18 protein-coding genes are annotated in these 18291 nt (G+C 72.5%); 6 read left to right on the top strand and 12 right to left on the bottom strand.

Translation table 11 applies throughout. The annotated features are described in order from the left end of the window. Nucleotides 1-25: 25 nt before the first annotated feature. Nucleotides 26-967: a lysylphosphatidylglycerol synthase domain-containing protein gene (locus ACIGDI_RS17705; RefSeq protein ID WP_399897139.1), complete on the bottom strand. Its 942-nt coding sequence runs from the start codon at nucleotides 965-967 to the stop codon at nucleotides 26-28. Between the two features lie 220 nt (nucleotides 968-1187). Between ACIGDI_RS17705 and ACIGDI_RS17700 the strand changes: the two genes are divergently transcribed. After that, a complete protein-coding gene (locus tag ACIGDI_RS17700; protein ID WP_200697888.1) occupies nucleotides 1188-1571 on the top strand; it encodes a BlaI/MecI/CopY family transcriptional regulator in 384 nt (127 codons plus the stop codon). 60 nt (nucleotides 1572-1631) lie between these two features. Next, nucleotides 1632-2507 (top strand): M48 family metalloprotease, encoded by an 876-nt coding sequence (locus ACIGDI_RS17695; protein ID WP_399897136.1) that lies wholly within the window; start codon nucleotides 1632-1634, stop codon nucleotides 2505-2507. Nucleotides 2508-2917: 410 nt separating this feature from the next. Here the strand turns inward: ACIGDI_RS17695 and ACIGDI_RS17690 are convergent, their stop codons facing one another. Both ACIGDI_RS17690 and ACIGDI_RS17685 read right to left on the bottom strand, forming a co-directional pair. Continuing rightward, entirely contained in the window at nucleotides 2918-4078 is a 1161-nt protein-coding gene (locus tag ACIGDI_RS17690) for an MFS transporter (RefSeq protein ID WP_399897681.1), read from the bottom strand. 16 nt (nucleotides 4079-4094) lie between these two features. Then, nucleotides 4095-4454, bottom strand: a complete 360-nt coding sequence (locus tag ACIGDI_RS17685) for an ArsR/SmtB family transcription factor (protein ID WP_399897132.1) — start codon at nucleotides 4452-4454, stop codon at nucleotides 4095-4097. Between the two features lie 147 nt (nucleotides 4455-4601). Here ACIGDI_RS17685 and ACIGDI_RS17680 point away from each other — a divergent pair, with 147 nt between their 5' ends. Both ACIGDI_RS17680 and ACIGDI_RS17675 read left to right on the top strand, forming a co-directional pair. Further along, on the top strand, nucleotides 4602-6086 hold the full coding sequence (locus ACIGDI_RS17680) for an AlkA N-terminal domain-containing protein (protein ID WP_399897129.1): 1485 nt from the start codon (nucleotides 4602-4604) through the stop codon (nucleotides 6084-6086). Between the two features lie 32 nt (nucleotides 6087-6118). Further along, complete coding sequence (locus ACIGDI_RS17675) at nucleotides 6119-6601, top strand: methylated-DNA--[protein]-cysteine S-methyltransferase (RefSeq protein WP_399897126.1); 483 nt, start codon at nucleotides 6119-6121, stop codon at nucleotides 6599-6601. On the opposite strand, the gene ACIGDI_RS17670 is transcribed toward ACIGDI_RS17675, so the two are convergent. Next, nucleotides 6598-7353: an SIR2 family NAD-dependent protein deacylase gene (locus tag ACIGDI_RS17670; RefSeq protein WP_399897123.1), complete on the bottom strand. Its 756-nt coding sequence runs from the start codon at nucleotides 7351-7353 to the stop codon at nucleotides 6598-6600. The genes ACIGDI_RS17675 and ACIGDI_RS17670 overlap by 4 nt on opposite strands. 80 nt (nucleotides 7354-7433) lie before the next feature. Here ACIGDI_RS17670 and ACIGDI_RS17665 point away from each other — a divergent pair, with 80 nt between their 5' ends. Then, nucleotides 7434-7814, top strand: coding sequence for a hypothetical protein (locus ACIGDI_RS17665; RefSeq protein WP_399897120.1), 381 nt, complete (start codon nucleotides 7434-7436; stop codon nucleotides 7812-7814). 40 nt (nucleotides 7815-7854) lie between these two features. On the opposite strand, the gene ACIGDI_RS17660 is transcribed toward ACIGDI_RS17665, so the two are convergent. Further along, complete coding sequence (locus ACIGDI_RS17660) at nucleotides 7855-8349, bottom strand: NUDIX hydrolase (RefSeq protein ID WP_142143898.1); 495 nt, start codon at nucleotides 8347-8349, stop codon at nucleotides 7855-7857. 26 nt (nucleotides 8350-8375) lie between these two features. Continuing rightward, a complete protein-coding gene (locus ACIGDI_RS17655) occupies nucleotides 8376-9449 on the bottom strand; it encodes an ADP-ribosylglycohydrolase family protein (protein WP_399897117.1) in 1074 nt (357 codons plus the stop codon). Nucleotides 9450-9649: 200 nt separating this feature from the next. Between ACIGDI_RS17655 and ACIGDI_RS17650 the strand changes: the two genes are divergently transcribed. After that, on the top strand, nucleotides 9650-10780 hold the full coding sequence (locus ACIGDI_RS17650) for a glycerate kinase (RefSeq protein ID WP_399897114.1): 1131 nt from the start codon (nucleotides 9650-9652) through the stop codon (nucleotides 10778-10780). 1108 nt (nucleotides 10781-11888) lie between these two features. On the opposite strand, the gene pssA is transcribed toward ACIGDI_RS17650, so the two are convergent. From pssA to ACIGDI_RS17620, 6 genes are all read right to left on the bottom strand, one after another. Beyond that, nucleotides 11889-12707, bottom strand: a complete 819-nt coding sequence (pssA, locus tag ACIGDI_RS17645; RefSeq protein ID WP_399897678.1) for a CDP-diacylglycerol--serine O-phosphatidyltransferase — start codon at nucleotides 12705-12707, stop codon at nucleotides 11889-11891. A 22-nt stretch (nucleotides 12708-12729) separates the two neighbouring features. Continuing rightward, nucleotides 12730-13386 carry a phosphatidylserine decarboxylase gene (locus ACIGDI_RS17640; RefSeq protein ID WP_058922170.1) on the bottom strand — a complete coding sequence of 219 codons (657 nt, stop codon included), beginning with the start codon at nucleotides 13384-13386 and terminating at the stop codon, nucleotides 12730-12732. Nucleotides 13387-13556: 170 nt separating this feature from the next. After that, the gene (locus tag ACIGDI_RS17635) at nucleotides 13557-14762 is read right to left on the bottom strand and encodes an acyl-CoA dehydrogenase family protein (RefSeq protein ID WP_103783615.1); all 1206 of its coding nucleotides are present in this window, start codon (nucleotides 14760-14762) and stop codon (nucleotides 13557-13559) included. A 3-nt stretch (nucleotides 14763-14765) separates the two neighbouring features. After that, on the bottom strand, nucleotides 14766-15278 hold the full coding sequence (locus tag ACIGDI_RS17630; RefSeq protein WP_200697879.1) for a MaoC family dehydratase: 513 nt from the start codon (nucleotides 15276-15278) through the stop codon (nucleotides 14766-14768). A gap of 5 nt (nucleotides 15279-15283) precedes the next feature. Beyond that, nucleotides 15284-16243, bottom strand: coding sequence for an HpcH/HpaI aldolase/citrate lyase family protein (locus ACIGDI_RS17625; protein WP_399897110.1), 960 nt, complete (start codon nucleotides 16241-16243; stop codon nucleotides 15284-15286). Further along, on the bottom strand, nucleotides 16240-18288 hold the full coding sequence (locus tag ACIGDI_RS17620) for a protein meaA (protein ID WP_399897107.1): 2049 nt from the start codon (nucleotides 18286-18288) through the stop codon (nucleotides 16240-16242). The genes ACIGDI_RS17625 and ACIGDI_RS17620 overlap by 4 nt, the downstream gene beginning before the upstream one ends. Nucleotides 18289-18291 lie beyond the last annotated feature (3 nt).

Genomic DNA, 18291 nt, shown 5'->3' with positions numbered 1-18291 from the left:
TGTCGGAGGCGTGAGCCGCCGTCCCTCAGAGAGCCTTCGCGCGCACCAGCCCGCCCAGCACCAGCAACCCCGGCACCAGAGGGAGCCACACGGTCAGCAGCCGGTAGCCGATGACCACCGACACGCTGACCCCCGCCGGCGCCCCGGCCGCCGTCAACGACCAGGCGAGCGCGGCGTCCAGCGAACCGAGCCCACCCGGGGTCGGCAGCAGTACGGCGGCGCTGCTCGCGGCGAGATACGCGAGCGCCACCCGCCCGGCCGGAAGCGGCACGTCCAGAGCCCGTACGACGGCCAGGACGACGCCCGTGTGCAGCGCGGCGAACAGCAGCGAGCCGCCCCACAGGGCCGCCGCCCGCCCCGGATGCTCGTGCACACCGCGCACATCGGCCACCGCGCAGGCCAGTCCGCGGCGCAGCCGGGTCCGCAGCAGCACTGCCGCGCCGGCGACTGCCACGGCGGCCCCCACACCCACGAGCAGCGGCAACCGCCCCACCGCCGGCACCCGCAGCGTCCCCGGCCAGGCCATCGCGAGCCCCGCGATCAGCGCACCCCGCACCACGGTGCCCGCCGTGCCCTTCACCGCGAGGGCCGTCGCCGCGCGGCCGGGCGGCAGTCCGCACCGCATCAGGAACCGCACGTTGACCGCACCGGCGCCCAGTCCGGCGGGCAGCACGTGGTTCGCCGCGGACGCCGCGAACTGCGCCGCCACCAGCCGACGTACGGGCAAAGCCTCCCGCACCGCCCCCTGCAGCGCGAGCGCCGCGCATCCCCAGGTCAGCACGCTGAGCAGCGCGGCGAGCGACAGCCAGCCGCGGTCGGCGACGGCCAGCCGGTCCGCCCCCGCGTCCAGCACCGGCCAGTGCCGTACGGCGAGCGCCGCGGCGCCCGCCGCCACCGTGACTCCCAGCAGGCTCTGCCACGGCAGTCGCCGGCCGACACTCGTGGGCGGACCGACCGGCGTGCTCATGCCCCGTTCCGAATCGCGGCGGGTGCCCGCTCCGGCGAGGGGGCGGAAGAGGCAGTGGAAGAGGCGGCGGACGTTCTCGTCATCCTCATCCCTCCCGGCCCTACAATCCGTCAGGTCCCGCTTCACCCTACAACCTGTAGGTCGAGGAGGCGCCGGAGGCGGGTAAGGGGCAGGTACGAGTCGGTGACCGAGGGAACCTACACACCGTAAGGTGGTGGCCATGGCAGGCACGACCCCTCGCGGCAGAGCCGAGCGACGCAGCCCCGGGGAGCTGGAGAGCGAGATCCTCGCCACCCTCTGGGCCACGGAACAGGCCCTCACCCCGGCCGAGATCCAGTCCGAACTCGGCGACGGGCTCGCCTACAACACCGTGCACACCATCCTGCGCCGCCTGCACGACAAGGATCTCGTCCTGCGCGACGCCGACGGACGGCGCGGCGCCTACCGTCCCGTGAAGAACGCCGCCGAGATGACCGCCGAGGCCATGCACCGGGCCCTGGACCGCGGGCCCGACCCGATAGCCGCCCTGCAGCAGTTCGTGACCGGACTGAGCCCCGAGGAGGAGAGCGCCCTGCGCCGGCTGCTGGGCGACGGCGGTGCGTGACGGGGCCGACCGGCGGTGTCGTACGGCATACGAATGCCACGGCCGGACAGGAGGGGGCACATGAGGATCGACGTCTACACCCCGCTCCTGCTGTCGCTCCTGCTCGGCGTGGCCGGCCCGCGGCTCGCCCGGTTCGGGACGCCCGCGGCGGCGGCCCGCGCGCTGACCGGAGCCGCGGTGCTCACCGCCGGCGCCTCCCTGTGGGCCCTGGCGCTGCTGACCGCGACCTTGGCCGGTGAGACCCTGCCGTTCGTCGCCCACGGCCGCGCGCTGCCCGAACCGGTCCCCGACGTCGTCGCCGTCCTCGCGCTCCTCCTCCTCACGGTCGCCGTCGGCCGGATCGTGGGCGCGGTCCGGGCCCAGCGCGCCACCCGCCGCACCCTGCGCCGGCTGTGCGAGGGCCACCCGCCCGGCACCGAACTCGTCGTCGCCGCCTCACCGCGGCCCCAGGCCTTCGCCGTGCCCGGCGACCCGGGCCGGATCCTGGTCACCAGCGCCATGCTCGCCGCACTGCGCCCCGCCGAACGCCGGGTCCTGCTCGCCCACGAGCGCGCTCACCTCACCCACCGGCACGCGTTCTACGTCCATGCGGCGACCCTGGCCGCGGCGGCGAACCCGCTGCTCCTGCCGGTCCGCGGCGCCGTCGCCTACCTGGTGGAACGCTGGGCCGACGAACAGGCCGCGGGCGCGGTCGGCGACCGCCGCACCACGGCCCGCGCCCTGGCCCGAGCCGCCCTGATCTCCCACGGCGCCGACTGCGCCCTGCACTTCGCCGACCGCGCCGTCACCCGCCGCATCGCCGCCCTCCAGACCACCCCGCCACGCCGTCTGCGCCCCGTCGCCGCGGCCATCCTGACCGTGGGCGCCCTGGCGGCCCTGGGAGCGGCGGACGCCACGGGAGACCTGCTGAGCCTGCTGACGGCAGGGGCGCTGTAGGCGCGCCGCGCGGGCGGGCGGGTGACGCGGGCCGAAGCCATACCCCGCGGTCACGCGCAGGCCTACGCGACACCGTCGACGACAGCGGGCGCGCGTGCACGCCCCGCTGGGCCGCCGACCGGAGTTACCGGCCGACGTCAGCCGTCCCGTTTCGCAGGCACGTGTGCACTCGATGCCGACCGCTGACTTGAGTTCCCGGCCGATGTAAGCCGTCGCGTTTCGCAGGCACGTGTGCACTCCATTCCGGCCGCTGACCGGACTTCCCGGCCGATGTCACCCGCCCCGCCCCGCAGGTCCACGTGCACCCCGCCCCGGGCCGCCGGTCGATGTTCCCGGCCGACCTCAGCCGCCCCGCCCCGCAGGCCCACGCGCACCCACCCCGGCCTGCCGACTTAAGAGCGCACCCGACCTCACCCGCCCCGTCGCCCCGTCACACGCGCCCCCCGCCGCACCCCCACGGCCGCGACCACTGCCGTCCCGCCCGCCAGCACCACCGCCAGTGCCGCGTACCCGTACGACAGTGTCGCCGTCGTGGCGACCGCGGCCACCAGCAACGGGCCGCCCGCGTCGCCGAGTTCGCGGCCCAGTTCGGCCGCGCCCATGGTCTGTCCGAGCCGTTCCGGCGGGGTGGCGGAGGCCAGTGCCGCGAAGCCGAGCGGTGTGATCAGGCCGGTGCCGACGCCGATGAGGACGGCGGCGAGCAGGAGGCCCGCCAGACCGGGCAGCATCGCGCAGGCCAGGCCCGCCGCGGCCAGCAACAGCCCCGCGGTGAGACCGGCGCGCGCGCCGAGCCGCCCGGCGTCCAGGGCCCGCCCGGCCCGCGGCTGGACGACCGCCGCGCAGGCGGCCAGCACCGACACCGCGGCCCCCGTCGCCACCGTCCCGAGCCCCGCCACCCTGCCGGACACCGGCAGGAACCCCACACCGACCGACAGCGCGGCCGTGGCCCCCGCGAGCGCGGCCGTCGGCACGAGGAACGTCGGGTCCGCGAGCCGCCGCGCCAGGTCCAGCACGGTCTGCCGGGCCCGGGGGAGCGGCGGTACGACGGGTACGGCGATCAGCGCCCACACCGCGACGGCCGCGCCGAGCACCGCGAGCACCGTGAACAGCAGCCGCAGCCCGCCCGCCCACACCAGCACCCCGCCCAGCAGCGGGCCCAGCGTGTACCCGATCGACTTGTAGAAGCCGTAACTCCCGAACGCCCGCCCCTGCTTCGCCGCCGGATTGAGCCGCGACACCAGCGCGGAGGCGGCCGGTGAGAACGCGGACGCCGCCGCCCCCTGGCCCAGCCGCGCCGCCCACAGCCACCCCGGGCTGTCCGCGAGGACGTACACCGCGGACGCGACCACGAAGCCCACGAGCCCGCCCAGCAGTACCGGCCGCGCCCCGATCCGGTCGGCGACCGTGCCGAACACCGGCTTCAGCAGCACCTCGGCACCGTCGTACAGGGCCAGCAGACCGCCCAGGACCAGCAGCGAGGTGACGGCGTCACGACCGGCGCCCCCGAGGTTCGCGGCGATGCCGTGCGCTCCGAAGGCGGTGGTGAACCCGGCGGCGTACAAGGGCCACATCCGCCGTCGCACGGGGTCAGTCCCCGGCGTCACTGATCCCCAGCCGCAGGTGCTCGACGTGGTACACGGCCTGGTCGAGGAGCTCGGCGACATGGTGGTCGTGCAGCGTGTACACCACCGACCGCCCGCGGCGCTCACCGACGACCAGGCCCAGGTTCCGCAGCAGCCGCAACTGGTGCGAGCACGCGGACTGTTCCATCCCCACCTCGGCCGCGAGCTCGGTGGCGGGCAGCGGCCCCTCGCGCAGCCGTGCGAGGATCAGCAGCCTGGAGGGGGTCGACAGGGCCTGGAGCGTGGTCGCCACCTTGGCGACGTTGCCCGCGTCCAGACGGACGCGCTCGGTGACGTCCTGCGCGGCGGCGGCTCCATGACCCATGCGGGCATCCTACCCAGCGGGCGCCGGCGGCCGAACGGCCGTTCACACGGCGGCGGTGCTCCCGGCGATCCGCGCCGTCCCAGGGCAGCCGAGGTTCATGTCGGATTCTCGCCAGCCCGGCCCGCGCCCATCGCCGATGCTGGACACATGCAGAACGGGATGCACACCGACCGAGAGCGCTGCGTACGGGCCGTCCAGTCGAAGGACGCCCGCTTCGACGGCTGGTTCTTCACGGCGGTCCTGACGACCCGCATCTACTGCCGGCCCAGCTGCCCGGTCGTCCCGCCCAAGCCCCGGAACATGACCTTCTACCCGAGCGCCGCCGCCTGCCAGCAGGCCGGCTTCCGCGCCTGCAAGCGCTGCCGCCCGGACACCAGCCCCGGCTCCCCGGAGTGGAACCAGCGCGCCGACCTCGTGGCCCGCGCGATGCGCCTGATCGCCGACGGCGTCGTCGACCGCGAGGGCGTCCCCGGCCTCGCCGCCCGCCTCGGCTACAGCACCCGGCAGATCGAACGCCAGCTGCTCGCCGAACTCGGCGCCGGCCCGCTGGCCCTGGCCCGCGCCCAACGCGCCCAGACGGCCCGCCTGTTGGTCGAGACGACCCCGCTCCCCATGGCGGAGATCGCCTTCGCGGCCGGCTTCTCCTCGATCCGCACCTTCAACGACACCGTCCGCGAGGTCTTCGCCCTCTCCCCGAGCGAGCTGCGCGCCCGCCTGCCGAGGAACAGGAACCCGGCCACCACCCCCGGCACCCTCGCCCTCCGCCTCCCCTTCCGCGCCCCCCTGAACCCCGACAACCTCTTCGGTCACCTCGCCGCGACCGCCGTACCCGGCGTCGAGGAGTGGCGCGACGGCGCCTACCGCCGCACGCTCCGCCTCCCCTACGGCCACGGCATCGCCTCCCTCACCCCGCAGCCGGACCACATCGCCTGCCGCCTCACCCTCAGCGACCTGCGCGACCTGCCCGTCGCCATCAGCCGCTGCCGCCGCATGCTCGACCTGGACGCCGACCCGGTCGCGATCGACGACCAGCTGCGCACGGACCCGCTGCTCGCCCCGCTGGTCGACAAGGCTCCCGGCCGGCGCGTCCCGCGCACCGTCGACGAGGCGGAGTTCGCCGTACGGGCGGTCCTCGGCCAGCAGGTCTCCACGGCCGCCGCCCGCACCCACGCGGCCCGCCTGGTCACCGCCCACGGCGATCCGGTGGACGATCCCGAAGGCGGTCTCACCCACCTCTTCCCGACCCCCGAGGCCCTGGCCGCCGTCGACCCCGAGACCCTGGCGATGCCCCGCAGCCGCCGCACCACCTTCACCACCCTCGTCACTCAACTGGCCGCAGACGCGATCCACTTGGGCCCGGAGAGCGACTGGCCGGAGACCCGCGCCCGCCTCCTCGCCCTCCCCGGCTTCGGCCCCTGGACGACGGACGTCATCGCGATGCGCGCCCTCGGCGACCCCGACGCCTTCCTCCCCACCGACCTCGGAATCCGGCGCGCCGCACAGGAGTTGGGCCTGCCCTCCACCCCGGCGGCCCTCACGGCCCGCGCGGCGGCCTGGCGGCCCTGGCGGGCGTACGCGGTCCAGTACCTGTGGGCGACCGACAGCCACCCGATCAACTTCCTCCCGGTGTAAGAAAACCCGGTGCACAAAAGCAGGGACATCCAGTGAGACGACACACCGTCACCGACAGCCCCTACGGCCCCCTCACCCTCGTCGCCGAGGACGGCACCCTCTGCGGCCTCTACATGACCGACCAGCGCCACCGCCCGGCACAGGAGACCTTCGGCGACCGGGACGACACCCTCTTCGACGAGGCCCAGGAACAGCTGAAGGCCTACTTCGCGGGCGAGTTGAAGGAGTTCACCCTCCAACTCCGCCTCCACGGGACCCCGTTCCAACGCACCGTCTGGGACCAGCTCCGCCGCATCCCCTACGGCGAGACCCGCACCTACGGCGAACTCGCCGACGCCCTCGGCAACTCCGGCGCCTCCCGAGCGGTCGGCCTCGCCAACGGCCGGAACCCGATCGGCATCATCGTCCCCTGCCACCGCGTCGTCGGCGCCGACGGCAGCCTCACCGGCTACGGCGGCGGCCTGCCCCGCAAGCGCCGGCTGCTGGACTTCGAGCGGGGGTCGGCCCTCTTCTAGCCGGCCGCGGGGCGCACCGGGACGTCCCCGTCGCCCAGCGTCCGCAGCAGTTTCGGCAGCGCGGTGCCGATCGGCTCCCGGATCACCTCGTCCGCGATCTCGTCGTACGGCGTCGGCTCGGCGTTGACGATGACGAGCCGCGCGCCGTGGTCGGCCGCGACACCGGCGAGTCCGGCGGCGGGCTGCACCTGGAGACTGCTTCCGACGGCGACGAACACCTGGCACGCCTTGGCGATGGCGACGGCCTGGCCCAGTACCTCCGGATCGAGCCGCTCGCCGAACATCACGGTCGCCGACTTCAGGATCCCGCCGCACTCCAGGCACGCCGGGTCCGCCTCCCCGGCCTCGACGCGGGCGAGGGCGTCCTCCATGGAACCGCGGGCACGGCAGCCCGTGCACACCACCTGCCGTGCGGTGCCGTGCAGCTCCAGCACCTTGCGCGCGGGCATCCCGGCGAGCTGGTGCAGCCCGTCCACGTTCTGCGTGAGGACCCGCACCGGCACCCCGGACCGCTCCAGCTCGGCCACCGCCCGGTGCGCCGCGTTGGGTTCGGCCGCCAGCGCCCGGCTCTCGCGCCGCATCCGCCACGACCGCCGCCGGATCTCCGGATCGCCCATGTAGTACTCGTACGTCACGAGCTTCTCGGCCTCGGGGTCCTTCCGCCACAGCCCGTTGGGCCCGCGGTAGTCGGGAATGCCGGAGTCGGTGGAGATACCGGCGCCGCTGAGCACGGCGACGAGGGGCTTGGACATGGCACCGAGGGTAGATCGCGCGATCCGGGCCCGGCCAACGGATATCGGCCGCTGTCAGACCCCGCCCCTACGCTCGGCGCATGAGCGTCTCCCTCTACTACCGCGCGCGCCGCGCCCTGCCGCTGACCGAGGCCGAGTCGGCCGAGGTGGAGCGCGTCGTCGCCGCGCACCTGGCCGCGTTCCCGTACGACGACCAGGAGTGCCTCACCCTGTACGCGAGGAACGCCGACGAGCCGGACGAGCTGCTCGCCGGGTCCACCAAGATGCCGCTGGACCCGGGCCGTCTGCTGCCGGTCGTGGCCTCGGTGCTCGACGCGCTGACGGAGCTGCGCCGCGCTCTGCCGGACGGCGAGTGGCACGTGCACATGGACGACCTGGACGTCCCCTGGGACGAGGACGCGGGATACGCCCTGCCCGGCATGCGGGACCCCGACCTGATAGCGGAACTCGGCGGCCCCTGAGGCTCATCGGGCGGTGTACCGAGCGGTGTGCCGGGTGGTGTCAGCCCACCCGCCGCCCGTTCTCCAGCTCCGCCGTCCCCGAGCCCTCGGCCAGGACGTCCAGGGCGGCCAGGACGCGGCCGCCGAGGGTGCCCAGGAGGTAGTCGCCGAGTTCCGCGCGCTCCACCAGCCGCCAGGACAGCAGTTCCTCCTCCTGCAGGCGGATCGCCTTCAGTTCGTCCTCGCCGAGGACTCCGCCGTCGTAGAGGTAGGCCACCAGCGGCGGCCAGCCCGGCCGGTACACCCAGTCCACGGCGAGCAGGCGGCCGAGCTCGCGGTCGAGGCCGATCTCCTCCAGCGTCTCGCGGCGCGCGCCCTGGCGCGGGGTCTCGCCGTCGTCGGACTCGATCGTGCCGCCGGGCAGGGCCCAGCCGTCGCGGTAGTTGGGCTCGACGAGCAGGACCCGGCCCGCCGTGTCACGGAACAGGGCGGCGGCACCGGAGAGGATGCGGGGCAGACCCGCGACGTACGCGGCGAAGTCTTCAGAGCTGCTCATCCAGGAAGGGTAACCAGCCGCCGCGCTCACTCCTCCTCGCCCACCAGCCGAACGGTCCGCTCCGCCAGGTCGCTGATGTGGGCGCCGTCGAAGCCGAAGACCGCGCTGCGGACGGTGTCCTCCAGGGGGTCCGTCCACTGGGGTGGGATCGCGGCCGCCCCGGTCAGGACGCCGGCCACCGAACCCGCCGTCGCGCCGTTGGAGTCGGTGTCCAGGCCGCCGCGGACGGTGAGCGTGATGGTGCGGGTGAAGTCGCCGTCGCCGTACAGCAGGCCCGCGGTCAGCACCGCGACGTTCGGGACGGTGTGGATCCAGCCGAGCCCGGCGGTCTCCTCGGCGACCGTCGTCAGCGTGTCCTCCCAGGTCATCCGAGTGTCGTGGAGCGAGACGACCCGGCGCACGGTGCGCGCCAGACGGCTGCTCGCCGGGATCACGGCCAGCGCGGCGTCCACCGCGTGCCGGACCGTGGGCGCCGTGAACGCCGCCGAGATCAGCGCCGCCGCCCACATCGCGCCGTACACGCCGTTGCCGGTGTGCGACAGCACCGCGTCCCGCCGGGCGAGGGACGCGGCCCGGCGCGGGGCGTCGGGACACGTCCAGCCGTAGATGTCGGCGCGGATCAGGGCGCCGATCCACTCCTGGTACGGGTTGTCGTAGGTCGCGGTCAGCGGCGGCTTCAGACCGTTCGCGAGATTGCGGTACGCCGCCCGCTCCGCGGTGAACGTCTGCAGGTACGGCAGTCTCAGCAGCCACAGGTCGCCGACCTGCTCGGTGCTGAAGCCGAAGCCGTGGGTCTCCAGCAGGTCGAGGCCGAGGATCGCGTAGTCGACGTCGTCGTCGCGGCAGCTGCCGTGGATGCGGCCGCGTACGCACTGGCGCCACTCGGGGCGCAGTTCGAAGCCGTCGCTCTCGACGGCCGGCTCGGGGAGGTAGTCGGTCAGGGGCAGGGCGGCGGCCTGCCGCAGATAGCGGTCGATCCGGTCCCGCGTCCACAGGTCGCCCTGCTCGACCGGCTTGCCGAGCATGTTGCCCGCGATCCGGCCCAGCCAGCCCCCGAGGACGCGGTCGGTGAGCTCTTGCTCGGTGCCCACAGGGGTCATGCTTCCGGTTTACCCAATTCCGGGGGCGCGTGTGCGGTTTCGGGCGTCCGCACAGGCGCTTCCCACGGGGCTCGTACGTTGCTCCCACGCCGTTCCCAGGCTCTGGGCGGTGCATGACGGCGGGGGTCTGCTCCGGTTAAGGTCGCAGCGGCGCGACTGGCCTTGACGTGCGCGAGGCCCGGAGAGCGAGGGGAAATCAGGTGACACAGCGCGTGCTCATCGCCGCGGACAAGTTCAAGGGGTCGCTGACGGCCGTGCAGGTCGCCGAGCGCGTGACGGCCGGCCTGCGCCGGGTCGTGCCGGCCGTGGAGGTGGCGTCGCTGCCGGTCGCGGACGGCGGCGACGGGACCGTGGACGCCGCGGTAGCCGCGGGCTTCGAGCGACGGGAGGTGCGCGTCGCCGGGCCCCTCGGGCACGAGGTGACCGCGGCCTTCGCGCTGCGCGGCGACACGGCGGTCGTGGAGATGGCGGAGGCCAGCGGGCTGCAGCGGCTGCCCCAGGGCGTCTTCGCGCCGCTGACGGCCTCCACGTACGGCTCCGGCGAACTGCTGCGGGCGGCCCTCGACGCGGGCGCCCGCACGATCGTGTTCGGCGTCGGCGGCAGCGCGACCACGGACGGCGGCGCCGGGATGCTGTCGGCGCTGGGCGCGCGCTTCCTGGACGCGGACGGCGAGCCGGTCCCGCCGGGCGGCGGCGGCCTCGACGACCTGGCCACGGCGGACCTGTCGGGCCTGGACCCGCGGTTCGCGGACGTGGAACTGGTCCTGGCCAGCGACGTCGACAACCCCCTGACCGGCCCGAAGGGCGCCCCGGCCGTGTACGGCCCGCAGAAGGGCGCCTCCCCGGACGACGTGGCGGCCCTGGACTCGGCTCTCGCGCACTACGCGAAGGTCCTGGAGGAGGCCGTGGGCCCGCGGGCCGCCGAGTACGCGGCCTCCCCGGGCGCGGGCGCCGCGGGCGGCATCGGGTACGGCGCCCTCCTGCTCGGAGCCCACTTCCGCGCTGGCATCGAGGTCATGCTCGACGTGCTGGGCTTCGCCCCGGCGCTGGAACGGGTGGACCTGGTGATCACCGGCGAGGGCTCCCTGGACGAGCAGACCCTGCACGGCAAGGCCCCGGCCGGCGTCGCCGCGGCGGCCCGCGCGGCCGACAAGGAGGTCGTCGCCGTCTGCGGACGGCTCGCCCTGCCGCCGGAGGCCCTCGGCCGGGCGGGCATCCGCCGGGCGTACGCCCTGACGGAGATCGAACCGGACGTCGCCAAGTGCATCGCGGACGCCGGCCCGATCCTGGAGCGAGTGGCGGAACAGATCGCCCGGGACTTCCTGACCTGATCGCCAGGCCCTTCCCGGGCGCGGCGGCCGCCGGGCCGTATCGGCCGAGGCCGCCACGGTGACCGTCGGGCCGTGTCGGCCGAGGCCGCCGGGCGGGCCCACCGGTCCGGCGCGGCCACTCCCGTCCCGGCAGAGCCGAAGCCGCTCGGTGCCCGGCCTGTGTCGCCTGCCGAAGCCTGCCCCGGTCGCTCCCGGGCCAGGCCGTGGGCGGGGTGGCCGTCGGGCCGTGTCGGCCGAGGCCGCCGGGCGGGCCCACCGGTCCGGCGCGGCCACGCCCATCCCGGCAGAGCCGAAGTCGCTCCGTGCCCGGCCTGTGCCGCTCGCCGCATCCGGCGCCGGTCGCTCCCGCGTCGGACCGTGGGCGGGTCGGCGCTGGTCGTTCTCGGGCCAGGCCGTGGGCGGGGTGGCCGTCGGGCCGTGTCGGCCGAGGCCGTCGGGCGGGCCCACCGGTCCGGCGCGGCCACGCCCGTCCCGGCGGAGCCGAAGCCGCTCGGTGCCCGGCCTGTGCCGCCCGCCGAAGCCTGCCCCGGTCGGTCCCGCGTCGGGCCGTGGGGGCGGGTCGGCGCTGGTCGTTCTCGGGCCAGGCCGTGGGCGGGGTGGCCGTCGGGCCGTGTCGGCCGAGGCCGCCGGGCTGGGCCCACCGGTCCGGCGCGGCCACGCCGGTCCCGGCGGAGCCGAAGTCGCTCCGTGCCCGGCCTGTGCCGCCTGCCGAATCCGGCGCCGGTCGCTCCCGCGTCGGGCCGTGGGCGGGTGGGCGCCGGTCGTTCTCGGGCCAGGCCGTGGGCCCTCCGCCGCTCGTGGACCCGACCCGGTGCCGGGCCGGTCGGCGTTGGGGTGCCGACAGCCGGTAGGCGTCCATCGACTCCCGCGACATGGGCTTCGGCGTCGTCCAGGACTTCGGCGACCCGGCGGCCGCCTCCTCCCGCGAGAGCGTGATCCTCGGGGCGGGCAAGAGCGTTCACCGGCGGCATGAGGGTCGTACGCGAGGCCGAGGCGTCGAAGGCGGCCAGGCCTGCACCCGCCAAGCCCTGACGCCCAGGGGAGGGACCGCATGAGCGAGGGGCCCCGAACCGTCACGGTTCGGGGCCCCTCGTTAGCGTCGCGGCGGCTACGGCAGCTGCGCCGCCCGCGCCTCACGTCGGTTGTCGCGGAAGTTGTTCACCCGGCGGGCCGTGGCGAACAGTGGGATGACCGCGCCCGTGACGAGTTGCAGCGCGCAGCCGGTCTGCAGGAGCAGCTGGCCGCTGGGGGCGTCGAACGCCCAGGCGGCCAGCAGGCCCATGGACACGACGATCCAGGTCAGCATCGCCACCGCGAGGCGCCCCCGCGGCTTCGGGTACTCGACCCGGCTCACCATCAGCCAGGCGGTGCCCAGGATCGCCAGCAGCGTCGCCACGAAGGGCAGCTCCAGCAGGACGATCGAGACGACCGTCAGCGCGCCGAACGGCGAGGGCATGCCCTGGAACATCCCGTTCGGGACGGTCACGCACGAGAAGCGCGCCAGACGCAGTACGACGGCCAGGAGCACCACGATTGCCCCGACCGCGGCCACTCTCTGGTGCGCGTCGTCCGCGACCATGCCGTAGACGAGGACGAAGTACGCCGGCGCCAGACCGAAGCTGATCAGGTCCGAGAGGTTGTCCAGCTCCGCGCCCATGGGGGAGGAGCGCAGCTTGCGCGCGACCAGGCCGTCGAACAGGTCGAAGACCGCCGCGCACAGCATCAGGATGACCGCCGTGGCCGCGCTGTGGCGGGCCATGCCGGTCTCCTGGTCGCCGGTGAGGTGCGGGATCAGGATGCCGGTGGTGGTGAAGTACACCGCCATGAAGCCGCACGTCGCGTTGCCGAGGGTGAGGGTGTCCGCTATCGAGAGGCGGAGAGAAAGAGGCATCTCCTCCTCGTCGTCGACCTCGTCCGCCTCGGGCACCCAGCCCGCCTGGGTATCAGGATCAATCACGGTCAATGCGAGTCACCCCAGCCACGGTCTTCTGACCGACCTCGACCGCCACCTCCACGCCCTCCGGCAGGTAGATGTCGACGCGCGAGCCGAAGCGGATCAGACCGATACGGTCGCCCTGCTCGACCTTCGTGCCCTGCGGAATGTAGGGGACGATACGGCGGGCCACCGCGCCGGCGATCTGGATCATCTCGATGTCACCGAGTTCGGTGTCGAAGTGCCAGACTACGCGCTCGTTGTTCTCGCTCTCCTTGTTGAACGCCGGAACGAACCCGCCGGGGATGTGCTCGACCGACGTCACCGTGCCGGAGAGCGGCGCCCGGTTGACGTGGACGTTGAGCGGGCTCATGAAGATCGCGACGCGGGTGCGGCCGTCCTTCCACGGCATGATGCTCTGCACCACACCGTCGGCGGGGGAGATGACCCGGCCCGGGGCGATCTCGCGCTCGGGGTCGCGGAAGAACCACAGCATGCCGGCCGCGAGCGCGGTGGCGGGTACGGCCACGGCCTTGGCGACGCCGGAGCGGCGGGCGCGGGCCAGGCTGAGGGCTGCGGTGGCGACGGTCGGGAGAAGCCACGGCGATGCTCCGCGCGCAAGACGTACGCCTGCCAGGCTGTCGCGTGGTGCAGAGGTTTGGCTGTGGGGCATGGATGACCTTCGTAGCGGATGATGCCGCGCTGTAACGGGGGACGGCGGCTTTCCGGGGATCGTACCGGTCGACGGCCACAACTGGGCAAGCCAGGAAGCCGAGTCGGCGGCCGAAGAGTGTTGACGGGGTGTGATCTTCTTCTCCAAGAAAACACCCCGTATCCGGACATCTAGCCCTGGAATCGATACTCTTCGAGCAGCCTGCGACCGATGATCATTTTCTGGATCTCGGCGGTACCTTCACCGATGAGGAGCATCGGTGCCTCACGGTAGAGACGCTCGATCTCGTACTCCTTCGAGAAGCCATAACCACCGTGAATCCGGAACGCGTCCTCCACGACCTCCTTGCAGTACTCGGAGGCGAGGTACTTCGCCATGCCGGCCTCAAGGTCGTTTCGTTCCCCGGAGTCCTTTTTGCGTGCGGCGTTCACCATCATCGCATGCGCGGCCTCGACCTTGGTAGCCATCTCGGCCAGCTTGAACTGGATGGCCTGGTGCTGGGCGATCGGCTTGCCGAAGGTGTGGCGCTGCTGGGCGTACTGAACGCCCAGCTCGAAGGCACGCTGAGCGACGCCGCAGCCACGCGCCGCGACGTTCACGCGGCCCACCTCGACGCCGTCCATCATTTGGTAAAAACCTCGACCGGTGACGCCGCCGAGCACCCGATCGGCCGGAATCCGCAGGCCATCCATGATCAGCTCGGTGGTGTCGACACCCTTGTAGCCCATCTTGTCGATCTTCCCGGGGATGGTGAGGCCGGGGCGGACCTCTCCGAAGCCGGGTTCCTTCTCGACGAGGAAGGTCGTCATGGACTTGTGGGGCGCGGTGCCCTCGGGGTGTCCTTCATCACTTCGGACTAGTACGGCGACCAGACTTGACGTTCCGCCGTTCGTCAGCCACATCTTCTGGCCGTTGAGGACGTATTCGTCGCCGTCCTTGACCGCCTTGGAGGTGATGGCGGACACGTCCGAGCCGAGACCCGGCTCCGACATCGAGAAGGCACCGCGGATGTCGCCGGCCGCCATGCGCGGCAGGAAGTGGTCCTTCTGCTCCTGCGTGCCGTGCTGCTTGAGCATGTACGCCACGATGAAGTGGGTGTTGATGATGCCGGAGACCGACATCCAGCCGCGGGCGATCTCCTCCACGCACAGCGCGTAGGTGAGGAGCGACTCGCCCAGGCCCCCGTACTCCTCGGGGATCATCAGGCCGAACAGGCCCAATTCCTTGAGGCCGTCGACGATCTGCTGGGGGTACTCGTCGCGGTGCTCCAGCTCGGTCGCGACCGGGATGATCTCCTTGTCCACGAAGTCGCGGACGGTGGACAGGATCTCCTGCTGGACGTCGGTCAGACCGGCGGTCTGGGCGAGACGGGCCATGGCTTACTTCTCCTGCGACTTCGGCTCCGGGCGGCCGGGCTGCTCGCCGCCGCGCTCCTTGATGTAGGTCTCGGTCGGCACCATCACCTTGCGGCGGAAGACGCAGACCAGCGTGCCGTCCTGCTTGTAGCCCTTGGTCTCGACGTAGACGATGCCGCGGTCGTTCTTCGACTTGGACGGCCACTTGTCGAGCACGGTCGTCTCGCCGTAGATCGTGTCGCCGTGGAAGGTCGGCGCCACGTGCTTGAGCGACTCGATCTCCAGGTTGGCGATCGCCTTGCCGGAGATGTCCGGCACGCTCATGCCGAGCAGCAGGGAGTAGATGTAGTTGCCCACGACGACGTTCTTGCCGAAGTCCGTCGTCTTCTCCGCATAGTTGGTGTCCATGTGGAGCGGGTGGTGGTTCATGGTGAGGAGACAGAACAGGTGGTCGTCGTACTCCGTGACCGTCTTGCCCGGCCAGTGCTTGTACGTCGCCCCGACCTCGAACTCCTCGTAGGTGCGTCCGAACTGCATCGCGCTCAGGCCTCCGGGATCTCGAACTTCGACGTACGGGCCATCCCCGCCGCACGGCCCTTGCCCGAGATGACCAGGGCCATCTTGCGGCTGGCCTCGTCGATCATCTCGTCGCCGAGCATCGCCGAGCCCTTCTTGCCGCCCGCCTCGGACGTGTAGTAGTCGTACGCGTCCAGGATCAGTTCGGCGTGGTCGTAGTCCTCCTGGGAGGGCGAGAAGATCTCGTTGGACGCCTCGACCTGGCCCGGGTGCAGCACCCACTTGCCGTCGAAGCCGAGCGCGGCGGCGCGCTGGGCGACCTCGCGGTAGCCGTCGATGTTGCGGATCTGCAGGTAGGGGCCGTCGATCGCCTGGAGGTTGTTGGCGCGGGCGGCCATCAGGATCTTCATCAGGATGTAGTGGTAGGCGTCCGCCGGGTAGCCGGGCGGCTGCTCGCCGACGACCAGCGACTTCATGTTGATCGACGCCATGAAGTCGGCCGGGCCGAAGATGATCGTCTCGACGCGCTGGGAGGCCTGCGCGATCTCGTTGACGTTGTTCAGGCCCTGCGCGTTCTCGATCTGCGCCTCGATGCCGATCTTGCCGACCTCGAAGCCCATGGTCTTCTCGATCTGCGTCAGCAGCAGGTCGAGGGCGACGACCTGCTGGGCGTCCTGCACCTTCGGCAGCATGATGCAGTCGAGGTTCTGGCCGGCGCCCTCGACGACCGTGACGACGTCGCGGTACGTCCACTCGGTCGTCCAGTCGTTGACGCGCACGACCCTCGTCTTGCCGGTCCAGTCACCCTCGTTGAGGAACTTGACGATCGTGTGCCGCGCCTCGGGCTTGGCGAGCGGCGCGCACGCGTCCTCCAGGTCGAGGAAGACCTGGTCGGCGGGGAGACCCTGGGCCTTCTCCAGGAAGCGGGGGTTCGAGCCCGGCACGGCCAGGCAGGAGCGCCGCGGGCGGAGACGGTTGACGGTCATGCGGGGACCTCCAGGGGGTCGAGCTTGTTCGCTTTCCGGATCTCGTCGACGATGCGGCCGATGATCCCGGTGATGTCGAAGTCCTTCGGGGTGAAGACGGCGGCCACTCCGGCGGCCCTGAGCTGCTCGGCATCTCCATTGGGGATGATCCCACCGGCGATGACGGGTATATCTGTGGCACCGGCCACACGCAGCCGCTCCAGGACGTCCGGCACCAGCTGGGCGTGCGAGCCGGAGAGGATGGACAGGCCGACCGCGTGCACGTCCTCGGCGAGGGCGGCGTCCACGATCTCCTCGGGCGTGAGGCGGATGCCCTGGTAGACCACCTCGAAGCCGGCGTCGCGCGCCCGCACGGCGATCTGCTCGGCGCCGTTGGAGTGCCCGTCCAGGCCGGGCTTGCCGACCAGGAAGCGCAGCTTGCCGACGCCCAGGTCGCGGGCGGTGGCGTCGACCTTGCGCCGCACCTCGCCGAGCGCGGAGCCCGCCTCGGCGGCCACCGCGACCGGCGCGGAGGAGACTCCCGTCGGCGCCCGGAACTCGCCGAACACCTCGCGCAGGGCCCCGGCCCACTCGCCGGTCGTGACGCCGGCGCGGGCGCACTCCAGGGTGGCCTCCATGAGGTTGTCGGTGCCCTTGGCGGCCTCCTTCAGCCTCTCCAGCGCCTTGCAGGGGCGCGGGTGGTTGAACGGCGGCTGGTAGCGGGTGTCGCGCCAGTGCTGCAGGCCCGCGATCACCTGCGCCTCGACGGCCGGGTCGACCGTCTGGATGGCCGTGTCGAGATCGGCCGTCAGCGGGTTCGGCTCGGTCGTCTCGAAGATGTTGACGCCGACGATCTTCTCCCGCCCGGACTCGATGCGGGCGCGCCGCTCGGCGTGCGAGGAGACGAGCTGGGCCTTGAGGTAGCCGGACTCGACGGCGGCCATCGCGCCGCCCATCTCCTGGATCCGCTCGATCTCGGCGAGGGAGTCCTCGACGAGCTGGGCGACCTTGGCCTCGATCACCTTCGAGCCCTCGAAGATGTCCTCGTACTCCAGCAGGTCGCTCTCGTGGGCGAGCACCTGCTGGATGCGCAGCGACCACTGCTGGTCCCAGGGGCGGGGGAGGCCGAGGGCCTCGTTCCAGGCCGGGAGCTGCACGGCACGCGCGCGTGCGTCCTTGGAGAGGGTCACGGCCAGCATCTCCAGCACGATCCGCTGGACGTTGTTCTCCGGCTGCGCCTCGGTCAGACCGAGGGAGTTGACCTGGACGCCGTACCGGAAGCGGCGCTGCTTGGGGTTCTGGATGCCGTACCGCTCGAGCGTGATCTTCTCCCAGATCCGCCCGAACGCGCGCATCTTGCACATCTCCTCGATGAAGCGGACGCCCGCGTTCACGAAGAAGGAGATGCGGGCGACGACGTCCCCGAACTTCTCCTCGGGGACCTGCCCGGAGTCGCGCACGGCATCGAGGACCGCGATCGCGGTGGACATCGCGTACGCGATCTCCTGGACCGGCGTGGCGCCCGCCTCCTGCAGGTGGTAGCTGCAGATGTTGATCGGGTTCCACTTCGGTATGTGGGAGACCGTGTACGCGATCATGTCCGTCGTCAGGCGGAGCGAGGGGACCGGCGGGAAGACGTGCGTCCCGCGGGACAGGTACTCCTTGACGATGTCGTTCTGGGTCGTCCCCTGGAGCTTGGTGATGTCGGCACCCTGCTCCTCGGCGACGACCTGGTAGAGCGCCAGCAGCCACATGGCGGTGGCGTTGATCGTCATCGAGGTGTTCATCTGCTCCAGGGGGATGTCCTGGAACAGCCGGCGCATGTCACCGAGATGCGCGATCGGCACGCCGACCCGGCCGACCTCGCCGCGGGCGAGGATGTGGTCGGAGTCGTAGCCGGTCTGCGTCGGCAGGTCGAACGCCACCGACAGACCGGTCTGGCCCTTGGCGAGGTTGCGCCGGTACAGCTCGTTGGACGCCTCGGCCGTGGAGTGGCCGGCGTACGTGCGCATGAGCCACGGCCGGTCCTTCTCCCTTGCCCCGTCGGCGTTCTGACGCTCAGTCATCTA

Source organism: Streptomyces sp. NPDC085900, from assembly GCF_044540925.1.
GTDB classification, from domain to species: Bacteria; Actinomycetota; Actinomycetes; order Streptomycetales; family Streptomycetaceae; genus Streptomyces; species Streptomyces gilvifuscus.
The sequence above is the reverse complement of the archived record's forward strand: the minus strand, read 5'-3'. Positions and strand labels throughout refer to the sequence as shown.

Excerpts from the sequence above, each read along its gene's own strand:
- ACIGDI_RS17705 (WP_399897139.1), bottom strand. The coding sequence starts at position 967 with ATGAGCACGCCGGTCGGTCCGCCCACGAGTGTCGGCCGGCGACTGCCG.
- ACIGDI_RS17700 (WP_200697888.1), top strand. The coding sequence starts at position 1,188 with ATGGCAGGCACGACCCCTCGCGGCAGAGCCGAGCGACGCAGCCCCGGG.
- ACIGDI_RS17695 (WP_399897136.1), top strand. The coding sequence starts at position 1,632 with ATGAGGATCGACGTCTACACCCCGCTCCTGCTGTCGCTCCTGCTCGGC.
- ACIGDI_RS17690 (WP_399897681.1), bottom strand. The coding sequence starts at position 4,078 with ATGTGGCCCTTGTACGCCGCCGGGTTCACCACCGCCTTCGGAGCGCAC.
- ACIGDI_RS17685 (WP_399897132.1), bottom strand. The coding sequence starts at position 4,454 with ATGGGTCATGGAGCCGCCGCCGCGCAGGACGTCACCGAGCGCGTCCGT.
- ACIGDI_RS17680 (WP_399897129.1), top strand. The coding sequence starts at position 4,602 with ATGCAGAACGGGATGCACACCGACCGAGAGCGCTGCGTACGGGCCGTC.
- ACIGDI_RS17670 (WP_399897123.1), bottom strand. The coding sequence starts at position 7,353 with ATGTCCAAGCCCCTCGTCGCCGTGCTCAGCGGCGCCGGTATCTCCACC.
- ACIGDI_RS17665 (WP_399897120.1), top strand. The coding sequence starts at position 7,434 with ATGAGCGTCTCCCTCTACTACCGCGCGCGCCGCGCCCTGCCGCTGACC.
- ACIGDI_RS17660 (WP_142143898.1), bottom strand. The coding sequence starts at position 8,349 with ATGAGCAGCTCTGAAGACTTCGCCGCGTACGTCGCGGGTCTGCCCCGC.
- ACIGDI_RS17655 (WP_399897117.1), bottom strand. The coding sequence starts at position 9,449 with ATGACCCCTGTGGGCACCGAGCAAGAGCTCACCGACCGCGTCCTCGGG.
- ACIGDI_RS17640 (WP_058922170.1), bottom strand. The coding sequence starts at position 13,386 with ATGCCCCACAGCCAAACCTCTGCACCACGCGACAGCCTGGCAGGCGTA.
- ACIGDI_RS17635 (WP_103783615.1), bottom strand. The coding sequence starts at position 14,762 with ATGGCCCGTCTCGCCCAGACCGCCGGTCTGACCGACGTCCAGCAGGAG.
- ACIGDI_RS17630 (WP_200697879.1), bottom strand. The coding sequence starts at position 15,278 with ATGCAGTTCGGACGCACCTACGAGGAGTTCGAGGTCGGGGCGACGTAC.
- ACIGDI_RS17625 (WP_399897110.1), bottom strand. The coding sequence starts at position 16,243 with ATGACCGTCAACCGTCTCCGCCCGCGGCGCTCCTGCCTGGCCGTGCCG.
- ACIGDI_RS17620 (WP_399897107.1), bottom strand. The coding sequence starts at position 18,288 with ATGACTGAGCGTCAGAACGCCGACGGGGCAAGGGAGAAGGACCGGCCG.